Here is a 14294-nt window from a genome sequence, read left to right as displayed (position 1 = left end):
CACTTCCCGTTTCAGCTTTCATGGACCGTGTTTATGTATAAAGCGCTCATCTTCAGCTTGTTCTTTTTCCTGGCTTTTCCTGTGCAAGCCTATTGGGTGGAAGCCACGGGCTCTTCTGTCATCAACCATCAGGATCTGGTGTCAGCAAGACGTGCCGCCATTCGCGATGCTTTGCGTCAGGCCAGCTTTCAGGGTGCCTTGCATGTCAATGGCTATCAGGCCATGAATCGTGGCGAAGTGCAGGCAGACCAGCTGTCGATCGATACACAAAGCAGTATCCGTGAAATGCAGGTTCTCAATGAAGAGGTCAAGGACGGCATCCTTTTTATTGAAGTAAAAGCCAATGTTGAAAGCAGTGGTCGTTGCGAAGGCGGAAACTATGCCAATGGTTATAAACGCAGCCTGGCCATCAGCAACTTTTTTCTGGAAAATCCCCAGTCCGCCAATATGGGTGCCTTGCACGATGTCAATGAAAAGCTGCCCAAAGAAATCCTGCGCCGACTTCAGGATCAGGATCAAATGCGGGTACTGGATGCGGTGCGCTTTCAGCTTTACTCGGATACTTCCAGCATCCCCACTTCGGTCAGCGATCGGGGCACTCTAACCACTGCTGTCGATACCGCCACCCGCATCGGTTCTCAATATGTTCTGACCGGCGTGGTACGCAACCTTGACCTGGAAAACCCGGAGCTGGCCAGTGAGCGCTCAACGCTGCGTGGTTTTTATGAACGTGCCCGCTACCGTGGCGAGCGTTTTGCCCGGAACTTCAGTGTTGATCTTTTTATTCATGATGGTTTCAGCGGTGAGCTGGTGACCAGCCGCAGCTACAGCACCAGTGGGCATTGGACAGAAAACCGGACGGAAAAGGTCGGCTTTGCTTCCACACGCTTCTGGGAAATTGATTACGGTCAGAAAATTGATCAGTTGATTGAGCAGATGGTAAGCGACCTGAGAGTTCAGGTTGGCTGTCAGCCCTTCATGGCCCGGATCACCCGGGTGGAGAATCAGAATATTTATATTGATGCTGGCTCGGATGCCGGTCTGCAACCGGGTGATACGCTGAATGTCTATCGCAAGAACACCTTCTACGATCACACCCAGCGCCCTTACACCGAGTTACTGCCCGTTGATCTGACCTTGAGCCTGGAAAGAATCCAGCCCAGTTTTGCGGTGGGTCGGGTTGAAGCCCTGCCCGAAATGTACAACATCCAGCAGGGTGATCTGATTATCGCCTGGTAACCTGGTAATTTATTCGCACCAGTCTGGTTGGCAGCTTTTCCAGAACTCAAAGCCACCTTCCAGGCTGTAAACCTCTTTAAACCCCTGATCAACCAGGAACTGGGCCGCACTCTGGCTGCTCATGCCGTGATAACAACATACCACCAGGGGTTGGTCTTTGGTTTCCTCACCCACAAACTGGCTGACATTGTTGTTATCCAGGCGCAGGGCACCTTTGATGCGACCTTGATCAAAGCTTTGCGGATCACGGATATCAACGAACTTTGCCTTGCCCTGTTTAAGCAGCTCACAGGCATCATTGGCGTTGATTATTTTGTAAGTCATTCTAGCTTCCTCAAACTGTTATCCAGCCAGTATATAAGCAAAACCTTGGCAAAGGTAGATGCTGGCTATTTCGCCTTTCCGGCTGCCTCAACCTGGAACAGCTGCTGGTCTTCCAGGCGTAGGGCGGTCAGTTGTTGACCCCAGACACAGCCGGTATCCAGAGCATGTATTCCGGCAACTCCGGTATGGCCTTCCAATGCAGCCCAATGACCAAAAATAATCCGGGTTTCCTGCAGAACCTGGCTGGGGTAGGTAAACCAGGGAGCAAAGCCCTTGGGGGCATTGACCGGTTCATTTTTCGTTTCCAGCTCCAGGCTGCTGTCGGGCGCGCAAAAGCGCATACGGGTTAAGTAATTCACGATACAGCGCTGGCGTTCATAGCCTTTAAGATCATCAGACCAGAGGTTGGGCTGGTTGCCAAAGAGGTTTTCCAGAAGTTTTTTCTGGCGTGGTGAGCGCATTTCCAGTTCCACTTCCGCTGCCACAGCTTTGGCCTTGGCCAGATTCCAGATTGGCGGAATACCGGCATGGGTCATGACAAAATTGAGCTCGGGATCATGGTGCAGCAAAGGCTGCTCCCCCAGCCAGGCCAGAAGATCGGGAGCATCCTTGGCCTTCAGGAGTTTATCCAGGGTATCGGAGCGCTTGGTTTTACGCAGACCACAGGCAACGGCCAGCAGGTGGAAATCATGATTTCCCAGTACCACCTTGACAGCACTGCCCAGCTCGACAACATAGCGCAGTACTTCCAGAGAACCCTCACCCCGGTTGACCAGATCCCCGGCCAGCCAGAGCTGATCCCGGGAGGGCTGAAAATCAATGTTCTTAAGCAGCTGCATGAATTCACGATAGCAGCCCTGAATATCGCCGATTGCATAGGTTGCCATGATCAGTTCCTTGCGGAGTTCGTGGCTGATTGATGGTGAAAGTTGGCCAGGGTGACAAATTCTTCCAGTGTCAGAGTTTCCGGCCTGCGCTGAGGATCAAGGTTGAGACTCTCCAGCTGTTCACCACTGATCGACCCTTTCATATTATTACGCAGGGTTTTGCGCCGCTGTGAAAAAGCCTGGCGTAATGTTGCGGCAAAGCTGTCCAGATCCGCCACTCGTGTATCGGGTACAGCTTTGGGTGTCAGGCGAACTATGGCCGAATCCACTTTGGGTTTTGGGTGGAAGCACTCCGGGGGAACCAGAAACAACTGTTCGACATCACAAAAATACTGGGCCATCACACTCAGCCGCCCCCACTGTCCGGTACCCGGTGAGGCTGCCAGCCGTTCAACCACTTCCTTTTGCAGCATAAAGTGCATGTCCTGAACCACACCCTCAAAGCCCAGCAGGTGGAAAATCAGGGGAGTGGAAATGTTATAAGGCAGATTGCCAACAATGCGCAGCTTTTCATCTTCTTGCTTGAGGCTGGCAAAGTCAAACTTCAGGGCATCGGCTTCATGGATGGTGAATCGGGGTTCGTTGAAAAACTTGACTCTGAGTCCCGGCACCAGATCTCTGTCCAACTCCACTGCATCCAGACGGACTTCTGCTTCCAGCAGTAATTCCGTGATGGCTCCGGTACCCGGTCCAATTTCCACCAGATGATCTTTGCTGGAAGGGCCGATTGCCCGGACGATACGCCGTATCATGCCCGGATCTTGTAAAAAGTTCTGGCCAAAACGCTTGCGTGCGCGGTGTCCTTGCAGGGGTGCAGACATGTTTTCTCTCAAAATATTCAGTGCTGAAAAAGAGCGGCGTACTTCAAGGCTGTGCGTAAGCTGCCAGTGTGAGCCAGGCCTTTCCCGGCCAGTTCCAGAGCCGTGCCATGATCAACTGAAGTGCGAATAATGGGTAAACCCAGGGTGATATTGGCTGCGCGCCCAAACCCCTGGTATTTCAATACAGGCAAACCCTGGTCATGATACATGGCCAGTACAGCATCACCCTGCGCCAGGTTTTTTGCAGTAAACAGGGTGTCGGCCGGCCAGGGACCCAACAGCTGCATGCCTTCATCAGTACGCAGCTCATCCAGGGTGGGAATAATGATATCCAGCTCTTCACGGCCCAGGTGGCCTTCTTCCCCGGCATGAGGATTCAACCCGCACACCAGAATGCGGGGTTGCGAATAACCAAAGCGCTGCTGCAGGTCGCGGTGAAGAAGGCGGATGATTTGCTTCAAACGCTGCGGGGTAATGGCTGCAGCAACATCCTTCAATGGCAGATGAGTGGTGACCAGAGCGACACGAAGTTCTTCGGTGGCCAGCAGCATAACCACCTGCTCACAGCCACAGCGCTCTTGCAAAAACTCGGTATGGCCACTGAAACGGTAACCCGCCTGATTGATAATACCCTTGTGAACCGGGCCGGTCACGAGTCCATGCACCCAGCCCTGCAGGCAGGCATCGGTGGCTTTTTCCAGGGTTTCCAGAACGTAGGAGGCGTTGGCCGGATTCAGTTTCCCGGCTTGAACCGCGGCCCGAAGAGGCACTGGCCAGACGCGCAAAATACCGGGCTCCACGGCTGGCAGCTCAGCTTTTTTTACCTGCTCTGATGTGACTTCCTGCAGCTTTACTTCCAGCTGCAGCTCGGCCGCTCTTTGCATCAGCAGCTCGGGATCGGCAACCAGCAGCCAGTCACTGTTGCCACCTTCAGAGGCCAGTTGCAAAAGCAAATCAGGGCCTATACCTGCAGGTTCGCCAGGTGTGATGACCAGGGTCTTGCTCAGGGAATCAACCACGAATTTCCACCCAGGTACTGTCTCGAATTTCCCGTAACCAGTTCTGCACTTCTTCTTCAAAGCGACGTTCCGACAGGAGTTGCTGTACCTGCTGACGTCGTGTGGAATCCGTCACGTCCGCTTGGCGGCGCTCTTCAACTTCAATCAGGTGCCAGCCAAAACGACTTTGCACCGGTTGCGAGACCTCACCCGGTTCCAGTTCCTGCATGGCTTTCTCAAAAGCAGGCACCATCTGACCGGGACTGACCCAACCCAGGTCACCTCCTGACTGGCGACTGGCGCGATCGTCGGAATGTTCACTGGCCAGGGTTGCCAGGCTTTCCCCTTCCTGAATACGTTGACGCATTTGCAGGATCAACGCCTGGGTGGCTTCTTCATCACGCAGAGCATTGGGAGTCAAAAGCAGGTGGCGGGCACGGGTCTGCTCCACCAGCTGCTCTGATCCACCCCGGGTTTCCAGCAGCTGAATCAGATGAAAGCCACTGGGGCTGCGAATCGGGCCTGCTATCTCCCCTTCTTTCAGGGTTACCACCCGATCAGCAAACAGGGAGGGCAAAGCCAGGGCCGTACGCCAGCCCAGGTCGCCACCACTGAAAGCCTGATCACCTGCCGATGCAGAAACAGCCACTTCCTGGAAATTCTTTTCCTTGCGGATTTTATTCAGCAGCTCTTCAGCTTTTTCCTGAGCACGGGCAACTTCTTCCGGTGAGGGGCTGTCCGGTACAGGAATCAGGATATGACCAACCCGAAACTCACGACCTTCTTCTTCCAGCGCTTCCGGCGAGGAAAGATAGTTGTCGATTTCCTGCTGACTGACCTGTATACGTTGACCCACCTGACGTTGACGTACCTGGGAAATCAACATTTCCTGGCGAATCTGTTCACGAAAAGCAGCAAAAGTCATACCATCGTTTTCAATGGCCCGCCGGAACTGATCCCGGGTCATTTCGTTTTGCCGGGCAATACGGTCAATCGTGCCACTCAAAGTCTGTTCATCTATACGCAGTCCGCCCTCTTCGGCCAACTGCAACTGGATGGTATCAATTACCAACCTTTCCATCACCTGCTCACGCAGCACATCATCGGGCGGCACTTGCAACCCGCGATCAGCAATCTGGGAACGCACCATCTGCATCCTGTCCTGAAGCTCACTTTCCATCAGGGCTTCTTCGCCAACCACAGCAACCACCCGATCAAGCAAACGTTGTTCAGCCAGTAGTTGCGCCGAACCCAACAACAGCAACAAGCCCAGCAAAGCCACTAATCTATTTGCATTCAACACACTTAACACCTTGTTTTATCTTTCACTAGTGAAATTTCTTTCAGTAAAGCCCTGAATTTCTGTACCCAGCAAGTCATCAGTGGACTGACCGGCACCACCCAAGCCACGGAACACCACCTGTAGGAGAATAGTTTGGTCTCTTTCACGCGCTTCAAAGCCACTTTCATATGTTGCAGGCTGATAAGGGCGACCCAGATCGGGCTCTTCGACCCAGTCACGGTAGACCAGTTGCAGTTGCCAACAGCAGGAAGTGTACTCAATGCCAGTCAGGCTATCGAGGCTTTCACTTCTTTTCCAGTCATGGGAGTATTTGAAGAAGAAGCGCCAACGTTCATCGGGCAAGGGTAGAACACCACTGATATAAACCTGCTCTTCGGCATGTTTCAGATAAGAGTAGTCTTCCATGATGGCGCTATCCGGCCTGGGGCCGGTCAAGCCCACCTGCTGATAGTTGGAAATGTAACTGTGACCCAGATTGACTTGCAAGCCGCGACCACCGCTGTAACTAAGGCGAGTATTGGCTTGATCGGTTACCTCAAAATGCGAATCCCAGAGCAGGGTGCTTCTGACCTGCAGGTTGTCCGTGATGTTCCAATTGGCCTGGAAAGCCAGATTGGAGGCCTCCCGGACATCAGCATAAGACCTTTCTTCCCTGTCCTGGTTTTTCGGGTGAGCTTCAGCATCCGGATGCACATAGCTGCTATTTATATAACGATCTGAAAAATAAAACTCCTGGGCCACGGCCAGACTGGCGACTTCCCGCCCACTATTTTGGCTGAGCAACCTCTGGGTCAGCCCCAGAGTGGTTTTCTGGATATCACCCACACGATCACGCCCACCGGTGCGCTCGGCCTGATACAGCTGGTTGATGTTAAAGCTACTGAAAGAGCCATCAAACAGCTGGGGGATATCATATTGCTCAACATAGGGAATATAGGCAGCAAAAATGCGCGGTTCCAGAGTCTGGATCATATCCTCACCCAGCAGGCGGGTATCCTTTTCCAAAAATAGGCTGCTGTCCAGACTGTAAGCCGGGACCGTCAGACTGGGCTCTAGATTAACCCCGTCACGCTCTGCCTGAGTTACACTCTCATCCCAGTAAGGACTTATATGATAACTGGAGTGCTTGAGCTTCATTTCCGGGCGGATGTACGCCCAGGGCCAGTTCCAGTCACCCTTGATAGCAGGCTCCATGTGCAGGCGCTTTGTCTTCGGCGAACCCCAGCTATTGCGATTTGTAATATAAAAATCACCATTATTTTCACCTACACCTCCAGTGTAATAACGAGCTGAGCTGACTCCTTCGTCAGCCAGCTTATCAAAAGCAGTCATATCCACTAGTAAACTGGCCTGAAAATGCTGACTGAGTCTTTCCTGGCCTTTAATTTCAAGTTGAGGTAATTGAAAATAGTCTTGCTGGTTAGAGTCGCGCCCCTGCCTAAGATCGAAGAGCGAAAAGGTGCTCGCTGCCCCCTCACCTGCATCAAGATCACGGTTAGGATCTATATTTCTATCCAATTGCTGGTACCCGCGAGCTTGCAAACGCCCTTGCCAGTTATTCCAGCGATAATCAAAATGCAACTGCTGCAGGAGCTGATCATTACCTTCTTCACCAAAAGGCCCCTTGGCCAGATCGTGAAAATAACTTTGGTCACTGGCCTGGGCAAAATCCAGGGAATAGCGCAGCGGTGAGCTGCCCCACTGGCCTCGGTGTTGAGCAGAAAAATGCCAGCGATCCAGTTCAAAATAGTGTTGGTCATTATTCAGGCGTGCATAAAACAGCTGGCCCTCATCGCTGGGCTGCAGGTAACGAAATTCGGTGCCCAGCATCCAGCCCCGGTCGGATATATACCGTGGCCAGAAGGTGGCATCGTAGTTGGGAGCAAGATTCCAGTAAAAAGGCTGAATCCAGTCCAGGCGTTCCTTGCTGGTTGAGTAAGCAAAGGTCGGAGGCAACAAACCGGTATGGCGTTTGTCATCGATCGGAAAGCGCACCCAGGGCCAATAGAAAACGGGCACCTGTTTAATTTCCATGCGCACATGATAGGCATCCCCGAAGCCCTTCTCACGATCCAGGTCCATACGACCGGCAACCAGGCGCCAGGCAGTATCATTGGGAGCACAGGTGGTCATGCTAGCATTTTGCATCCTGACCCGACCGTCTGGCAGCTGTTCCAATTTCCAGGCAGCTCCGCGTAAATGCTGGTTATGAATCAGGTAGTAGGCCTCATCGGCTCTCAGATAGTCACTATCCAGGTGGTAGTCCCCCTGGGCACCTCGCAATAAAAAGTTATCCTCGCGCACTTCCAGATTGCCACTGAGCTTGGCCCGGGTTCTTGCAGCATTAACCCAGGCCTGATCCGACAGCAGATAAAGCGGGCCCTGGCGCAGGCGCACCTCTCCAAACAGATCCAGCCCCCCTTCGGCGGTGTAATTCAGTTGATTACCCTCGGCAAACAGCCGGGCATCGCTGACACTCAGGTCGGGTTCGGGCAAATCCAATGCCGGCGGGGCATAGTAACCTCGGCATACCTGACCGGACACAGGTTGATCATGGGTCTGCCAGTCCAGCTTTTCTGCCGGCAGGTCGGGTGGCAAAGCAGCCCAGGCAAAAGCCGGGCCTGCCATCAGCAGGCTAAAACTGAAAACCCTTGAATTTACTGGTTTCAAAAACAACTCCCGGACACCGGAACCCAACAGCACACCTGCTAAAGGCCGAAAAAAAGCGTATTATAGCGTTTCTATTAATGACTGCCATGATTGCTTTTTATGACTCAGCAAGTAAAGCCGCTCCCGCCTCGCCACCAGCAACTGCTCAACTGGCTGCAACCCTGGCTCTCCCGGGATTTTCAGGCCCTGACCCAGGTTGCCGGTGATGCCAGCTTCCGTTGTTATTATCGCCTGCATGCCTCGGAAAACACACAAGGCAGCAACCTGATTGTCATGGATGCCCCTCCCGAGAAAGAAAGCTCCGATGCCTTTTTGCATCTCGCTCAGGTTTGGCACCGCGAAGGCATTGCGGTTCCCAAAGTGCTGGACAGTTGCGCCCGCCAGGGTTTTGCACTGCTGGAAGATTTTGGGGATTTACAATTAATGCAGGCAGTGGCCGGGCAAAAGCCCCAAGCAGCCGACCCCTTTTATCGCCAGGCCCTGAAACAGCTGGCTGAAATTCAAGACTCTGACCCGCTGCAAACTCAGCAGCTACCCGACTATGACGCACCCTTACTCAAGCGGGAAATGGCCCTCTTTGATGACTGGCTGCTGGGTGATTTCCTGCAACTCAACAGCCGGGAGCGTCCTGCCCGCTGGAAAGCGTTTCAGCAGGAACTGGTCAACCAGGCTCTGATCCAGCCGAAAACCCGGGTACACCGTGACTACCATTCCCGCAACCTGATGGTGACCGGGGGTCAGAACCTGGGGATTCTCGACTTTCAGGATGCCGTTCATGGCCCCCTGACCTACGATGCTGTGTCCCTGATTCGTGATTGCTATCTGGCCTGGCCGCAAAACTGGCAGCAAGCCTGGCTGAACTGCTTTTATGACTTGACCCAGCCCCCCGTCACTCTGGACGAATACCGTCACTGGTTTGACTGGATGGGAATGCAGCGTCACCTGAAAGCCGCCGGTATTTTTGCCCGCCTCTGGCTGAGGGATGGCAAAGCCGGTTATCTGGCCGATTTGCCACGCACCCTGGATCATCTGACTCAGGCCCTTCAAAATTATCCAGACTGGGCCGATATCAACCTCTGGTTACGCCAAGAAGTGCAACCGCGGTTGCAGGAACGATTGCAATTATTGAAGGACACTCCCAAGCAAGATGACTGATCAGGCAATGATTTTTGCAGCAGGTGAAGGCAAGCGAATGCGCCCCCTGACTCTGAACAAGCCCAAGCCCCTGTTGCTTGCAGGCGGCAAGCCCCTGATTGTCTGGCAACTGGAAAAGCTGGCTGACCTGGGCATCAAAAAAGTGGTCATCAATACCAGCCACCTAGGCAAGCAGTTGCCTGAAGCCCTGGGTACAGGAGCAACCTGGGGTCTGCAAATCAACTACTCGCCGGAACAGCAACCCCTGGAAACCGGAGGCGGGCTTTTGCAGGCACTGCCCTTGCTGTCCGCCGCACCTTTTCTGGTCGTCAATGGCGACACCTGGTGCTCTCCGCTCCCTGATTTAAAACTGGAGCCGGGTAAACTCGCCCAACTGCTGCTGGTCAGCAATCCCGACCATCACCTGCAGGGTGACTTTTATTTTGATCAAGCCAGCGGCCAACTTGGGAATCAGGCTTTTGCCAATGCCAGGGCGTTCACTTTTGCCGGCATCAGCCTGCTCGACCCGGATTGCCTGGCACCTCGGCATCAACAGGCAGCCTATCAACGGATTTTTTCTGCCGGAGAGGCTTTTGCTCTGGCCCCCTTATTGAGACACTTGGTGGATCAGGGGCTGGCAGCAGCTCAGGTTCATGGTGGTGACTGGCAGGATGTGGGCACACCGCAAAGACTCAAGCAACTAAACGAGCAATTGGCATGACGCTGAAAATCCCCACCTTTGCTGGAAAGGCTTTTGGAGCACTACTCGGCTTTGTTCTGGGTGGCTGGGTCGGGCTGACCCTGGGCATCATTCTCGGACACAGCTTTGATTACCACCGCAGATCCCTGTTTACGCTCTTGAGCAAGCTCCCCCAGGGTCGCTTGCCCAAGCCCAGTGAACGTATTTACCGGGAAGCTCTCTTTGTCTGTCTGGGCCACCTGGCCAAACAGGATGGTCGGGTTTCACCCCAGGAAATTGCTGCAGCGGAAGCTCTTTTCAAACGCATGAAGCTTAAGCAGAAAGAAAGGCAGGACGCCATTGAGCTCTTCAATCAAGGCAAGCTCGAAGCTACGGAAATTGAAGGTCGGCTTGAGCAATTGCGCAAGCGCTACGCCACTCGCAAAGCCCGCAGGCTGGACTTTCTGGATCAGCTGTTGCATATGGCCTATGCCGACGGTGGCCCCAGAGACTCACAACTGCAAAGGCTCCAGGCTTTTCTGCCATTGCTGGATATCAAGCAGCTGGAATTTGATCGCTTGCACCGTCGCTTAAGGGAAAGCAAGGGCTTTTCCAGCCAGAGTGAAAGGCAGGAGGGTTATACCCGCAAGTCGGCTCAGGAACTCAACCTGGTCAGCGCTTACCGCACCCTGGGCCTCAACTCATCAGCCAGCAACCAGGAAATCAAGCTGACCTACCGGCGTCTGATGAGCCAGAATCACCCGGACAAGCTGGTTGCTCAGGGACTAACCGAGCGCGCCCTGGAAAAAGGCAAGTTTCGGGCCCAGGAAATCCAACAGGCTTATGCCTTGTTAAAAAAGGCCCGCAACATTTAGTTCAGGCTGCGCAACCACCCCTCCACCCTTTTCACCAGCCAGGTGTTTATGCGATTCGGGGAGAGGCCTACATCCTGGCTGATCTTTAACTGCACTGCCAGATCATTACCTGCACGCCGATAAGCAGCACGACGTTCCTCAGCAGCCCAGGCCTGATGACGCTGGCTGGAATCATAGATATCCAGCAGCGGATGCCGCCCCAGTCCCCGCAAAACAGTTATTGCATCTTGCAGCCGGGCTCCCTCGGGGACGCGTAAATCCAGCAGAACCAGAGGTGAATTTTCCGGCCAGTTGCCTTCCTGCAGCCAAGGCAGGAGCCAGAAAAGAGATTCCCCCTGAAGAACCAGAACCTGTCTTGTAAAATCAGCCTGATGATTCAAGGCTGCCTGCAGACGCTCGTTGACCAGCGCCTGCTGCTCTGCCAGACGTTCAGCCGGATCAGGAGCTTCTTCAGGAGAGGCTTCCTCTTCTTCGGGCTCTTCATTGAAAGCACCACCAAAAGCTCCCTCTTCCTCCTGCTCAGTTGTTTCCTCTTCAGTCGATTCCGGTGCACTTTCCATGCGCGATAAAAGCGGGCCGGGAGGCAGGGTGCGGGCAGGCGGCCCCAGGGGCTTGTAATTGGGTAGTGCAAGGGAAAGGCTGTTCCAGCCATATTCCGGCAGTTGGGTACGCAAAGCCGCAATGCCCTGAGGGTTATCCGGGTGCATGCCATCGGCGGGCAAAAGCACCACCCGTCCCTTAGGGTCAGCCTGTAGAGCTGAACGTTCCAGAGCAAGAAACTCCTGCTCAGCATCCAGAGACAGGTACAGAACCTCCTGAGGGTCAACCTGCTCCAGCATGGCTTTCAGTTGCAATTGCTGATGGTCAACATCCGCTCGTTGCGGGGCCTGATCTTCTTCATCCTCCTCATCTTCAGCAAAGCCGGGAGGAAGGCCTGCCGCCTGCAGGGGCGGCAGGATAAAAGCCAGCAAAAACAGAGCGATAAGTAAACGCTTCACTAGGTAGCATCCTTTACTGATAACTGAGCCAAAAAGGCAGTATAAACAGCTGGGACGCGACAACCAAGCGGTGGCTCTTCTTATACAGGCATCAGGGTTATCTAGCGGTCTTCAGAAGTGGCCGCAATCTTGTGAATAGCCAGATCAGCCCCGTCAAACTCTTCCTCTTCGTTCAAACGCAGACCGCTCAGCAACTGAATGCCACCGTAGATCAGCCCACCGCCAATCAGTGCAACCAGTATCCCGGTCAGGGTTCCCACCAACTGGGACATCAGGGAAACACCCCCCAGGCCGCCCAAGGCCTGGGTTCCGAAAATCCCCACGGCAAGAGCGCCCCAGGCACCACAAAGACCGTGCAAAGGCCACACACCCAGGACATCATCAATGCGTGGTACCTTGTTCTGGAACAACGTAAAGGTGTAGACAAAAAGACCACCGGCGATACCACCCACCGCCAGCGCCCCCAAAGGATGAAACAAGTCTGAACCGGCACAAACAGCTACAAGACCGGCCAGGGGGCCATTATGTATAAAACCGGGGTCAATCTTGCCCACCAGCATGGCCACCAGAGTACCGCCAACCATGGCCATCAGCGAGTTCACCGCAACCAGGCCACTGATCCCATCCAGAGTTTGCGCCGACATGACATTAAAGCCAAACCAGCCTACCGTGAGTATCCAGGCACCCAGAGCCAGAAAAGGAATACTGGAGGGAGCAAAGGCCTTGGGGCGACCATCACGATAGCGACCCTGACGTGCACCCAGGAACAAAATGGCTGTCAGCGCCAGCCAGCCGCCCATGCCATGCACCACCATGGAACCGGCAAAGTCATGAAAACCGGCACCAAAAGCTGAAGCCAGCCAATCCTGATAACCGTAATTGCCATTCCAGACCATGCCTTCAAAGAAGGGGTAGACCAGAGCCACCAAAAGGGCCGAGGCAATTAAAAAAGGATAAAAGCGTGCTCTTTCCGCAATGCCACCCGAAACGATGGCGGGAATAGCAGCAGCAAAAGTCAGCAAAAAGAAGAACTTGACTAATTCATAGCCGTTATTGCCCGTCAAGTCTCCGGCACTGGCAAAAAAATCCGCTCCATAGGCAATGGAGTAGCCGATAAAGAAATAAGCCAGGGTTGATACACCAAAATCGGTAATGATTTTAACCAGGGCATTGACCTGGTTTTTATGCCGAACTGTACCCACTTCCAGAAATGCAAAGCCTGCATGCATAAAAAGCACCATGATGGCGCCCAACAGAATAAAAAAAGTATTGGAACTGCTGATCAGTGTTTCCACTGCACTATTCAGGTTATCCACGAGCTTCTCCTCAAGCTATTTTATCGTTGCGGCCGTTAAACGCCCCACAAGCAAGCACAAAGCATGCCAGTCGCATCATTAACTGGCACAAACAGGCTTCAGACGGCACCAGCCCAGGGATGCATTTGCTCAGACTCGGTGCAGCAACCCTTTTTCGGGCACAACAAAGCCTCTTTAATATAAAAAAATGCACTAACATTTAGCCTTTGGGTCTTTTTTGGTGCATAGCTTTCAGTTCAGCATTTTGTTTCAGGTGGCCAATTCGCACTTGCCTTTAAGCCTGACTTGGAGGATTTCTGCTAAAATAGGCTGAAATTTTCCTGCAGGTACTTTTCATGTCCCAACAAGATTTTGTCATTGCCCCTTCCATTCTTTCCGCCAATTTTGCCCGCCTGGGCGAAGACGTTGATCAGGTACTGGCTTCAGGCGCTGACTGGGTGCATTTTGACGTCATGGATAACCACTATGTCCCCAACCTGACCATTGGCCCGATGGTCTGCAAAGCCTTGCGGGATCATGGTGTGACTGCTCCCATTGATGTTCACCTGATGGTCAAGCCGGTTGACCGGATGATCGGTGATTTTATTGAAGCAGGAGCAACCAGCATCACTTTTCATCCTGAAGCTTCGGAACATATTGACCGTAGCCTGCAGATGATCTGTGACGGCGGCTGCAAGGCAGGTCTGGTGTTCAATCCAGCCACCCCCCTGCATTTGATGGACCATGTCATGGACAAGCTGGATATGATCCTGCTGATGAGTGTTAACCCCGGCTTTGGTGGCCAGAAATTCATTCCCCATACCCTGGAAAAAATCCAGGCGGCCAGAGCCAAAATTGCAGCCAGTGGTTTGCCACTGCGTCTGGAAGTGGATGGCGGTGTGGGACTCAACAACCTTGCTGAAATTGCTGCGGCCGGTGCAGATACCTTTGTCGCCGGTTCAGCCATTTTTGGTGCCCGCCAGGCCAGTGATCCTCATGCTTTTGATACCATCATCAAACAACTGCGCGCCGAGCTGACCAAAAACTGACCCCTGGTGACCCACAAGCCGG

At 53.5% G+C, this 14294-nt stretch carries 13 protein-coding genes; 5 read left to right on the top strand and 8 right to left on the bottom strand.

Features of this window, described 5'->3' with window-relative positions:
* Window positions 1–33 precede the first annotated feature (33 nt).
* The gene (locus tag LG323_RS13715) at window positions 34–1239 is read left to right on the top strand and encodes a flagellar assembly protein T N-terminal domain-containing protein (RefSeq protein WP_404417305.1); all 1206 of its coding nucleotides are present in this window, start codon (window positions 34–36) and stop codon (window positions 1237–1239) included.
* A 9-nt stretch (window positions 1240–1248) separates the two neighbouring features.
* Here LG323_RS13715 and glpE read toward each other — a convergent pair whose 3' ends face one another.
* The 6 genes from glpE to LG323_RS13685 form a co-directional block, all read right to left on the bottom strand.
* Window positions 1249–1563, bottom strand: a complete 315-nt coding sequence (gene glpE, locus LG323_RS13710; RefSeq protein ID WP_404417302.1) for a thiosulfate sulfurtransferase GlpE — start codon at window positions 1561–1563, stop codon at window positions 1249–1251.
* A gap of 65 nt (window positions 1564–1628) precedes the next feature.
* Complete coding sequence (locus LG323_RS13705) at window positions 1629–2450, bottom strand: symmetrical bis(5'-nucleosyl)-tetraphosphatase (RefSeq protein ID WP_404417299.1); 822 nt, start codon at window positions 2448–2450, stop codon at window positions 1629–1631.
* Between the two features lie 2 nt (window positions 2451–2452).
* The gene (gene rsmA, locus LG323_RS13700) at window positions 2453–3271 is read right to left on the bottom strand and encodes a 16S rRNA (adenine(1518)-N(6)/adenine(1519)-N(6))-dimethyltransferase RsmA (RefSeq protein WP_404417296.1); all 819 of its coding nucleotides are present in this window, start codon (window positions 3269–3271) and stop codon (window positions 2453–2455) included.
* Window positions 3272–3288: 17 nt separating this feature from the next.
* Window positions 3289–4290 (bottom strand): 4-hydroxythreonine-4-phosphate dehydrogenase PdxA, encoded by a 1002-nt coding sequence (gene pdxA, locus LG323_RS13695; RefSeq protein WP_404417293.1) that lies wholly within the window; start codon window positions 4288–4290, stop codon window positions 3289–3291.
* Window positions 4283–5572, bottom strand: a complete 1290-nt coding sequence (locus LG323_RS13690; RefSeq protein WP_404417290.1) for a peptidylprolyl isomerase — start codon at window positions 5570–5572, stop codon at window positions 4283–4285. The genes pdxA and LG323_RS13690 overlap by 8 nt, the downstream gene beginning before the upstream one ends.
* A gap of 15 nt (window positions 5573–5587) precedes the next feature.
* Entirely contained in the window at window positions 5588–8242 is a 2655-nt protein-coding gene (locus tag LG323_RS13685) for an LPS-assembly protein LptD (RefSeq protein ID WP_404417287.1), read from the bottom strand.
* Window positions 8243–8341: 99 nt separating this feature from the next.
* Here LG323_RS13685 and LG323_RS13680 point away from each other — a divergent pair, with 99 nt between their 5' ends.
* From LG323_RS13680 to djlA, 3 genes are read left to right on the top strand one after another with little or no spacing between them, the layout of a single operon-like run.
* Complete coding sequence (locus LG323_RS13680; RefSeq protein ID WP_404417284.1) at window positions 8342–9397, top strand: aminoglycoside phosphotransferase family protein; 1056 nt, start codon at window positions 8342–8344, stop codon at window positions 9395–9397.
* Window positions 9390–10097 (top strand): NDP-sugar synthase, encoded by a 708-nt coding sequence (locus LG323_RS13675; RefSeq protein WP_404417281.1) that lies wholly within the window; start codon window positions 9390–9392, stop codon window positions 10095–10097. Before LG323_RS13680 ends, LG323_RS13675 begins: the two co-directional genes overlap by 8 nt.
* On the top strand, window positions 10094–10930 hold the full coding sequence (gene djlA, locus LG323_RS13670) for a co-chaperone DjlA (protein ID WP_310695024.1): 837 nt from the start codon (window positions 10094–10096) through the stop codon (window positions 10928–10930). Before LG323_RS13675 ends, djlA begins: the two co-directional genes overlap by 4 nt.
* Here the strand turns inward: djlA and LG323_RS13665 are convergent.
* Complete coding sequence (locus LG323_RS13665) at window positions 10927–11928, bottom strand: DUF3530 family protein (protein WP_404417278.1); 1002 nt, start codon at window positions 11926–11928, stop codon at window positions 10927–10929. The two genes, djlA and LG323_RS13665, sit on opposite strands and share 4 nt — an antisense overlap.
* Window positions 11929–12029: 101 nt before the next feature.
* A complete protein-coding gene (locus tag LG323_RS13660) occupies window positions 12030–13244 on the bottom strand; it encodes an ammonium transporter (RefSeq protein WP_404417275.1) in 1215 nt (404 codons plus the stop codon).
* 335 nt (window positions 13245–13579) lie between these two features.
* Here LG323_RS13660 and rpe point away from each other — a divergent pair, with 335 nt between their 5' ends.
* On the top strand, window positions 13580–14272 hold the full coding sequence (rpe, locus tag LG323_RS13655; RefSeq protein WP_404417272.1) for a ribulose-phosphate 3-epimerase: 693 nt from the start codon (window positions 13580–13582) through the stop codon (window positions 14270–14272).
* Window positions 14273–14294 lie beyond the last annotated feature (22 nt).

The sequence above is a fragment of the Marinospirillum sp. genome, from assembly GCF_044810985.1.
Taxonomy (GTDB): domain Bacteria; phylum Pseudomonadota; class Gammaproteobacteria; order Pseudomonadales; family Halomonadaceae; genus Marinospirillum.
Note: the sequence above shows the minus strand (reverse complement) of the source record. Positions and strands in the feature narration are given on the sequence as shown.

Bases quoted from the DNA above. Each gene is read 5' to 3' on its own strand.
- LG323_RS13715 (WP_404417305.1), top strand. From the start codon at position 34: ATGTATAAAGCGCTCATCTTCAGCTTGTTCTTTTTCCTGGCTTTTCCT.
- glpE (WP_404417302.1), bottom strand. From the start codon at position 1,563: ATGACTTACAAAATAATCAACGCCAATGATGCCTGTGAGCTGCTTAAA.
- LG323_RS13705 (WP_404417299.1), bottom strand. From the start codon at position 2,450: ATGGCAACCTATGCAATCGGCGATATTCAGGGCTGCTATCGTGAATTC.
- rsmA (WP_404417296.1), bottom strand. From the start codon at position 3,271: ATGTCTGCACCCCTGCAAGGACACCGCGCACGCAAGCGTTTTGGCCAG.
- LG323_RS13680 (WP_404417284.1), top strand. From the start codon at position 8,342: ATGACTCAGCAAGTAAAGCCGCTCCCGCCTCGCCACCAGCAACTGCTC.
- LG323_RS13675 (WP_404417281.1), top strand. From the start codon at position 9,390: ATGACTGATCAGGCAATGATTTTTGCAGCAGGTGAAGGCAAGCGAATG.
- djlA (WP_310695024.1), top strand. From the start codon at position 10,094: ATGACGCTGAAAATCCCCACCTTTGCTGGAAAGGCTTTTGGAGCACTA.
- rpe (WP_404417272.1), top strand. From the start codon at position 13,580: ATGTCCCAACAAGATTTTGTCATTGCCCCTTCCATTCTTTCCGCCAAT.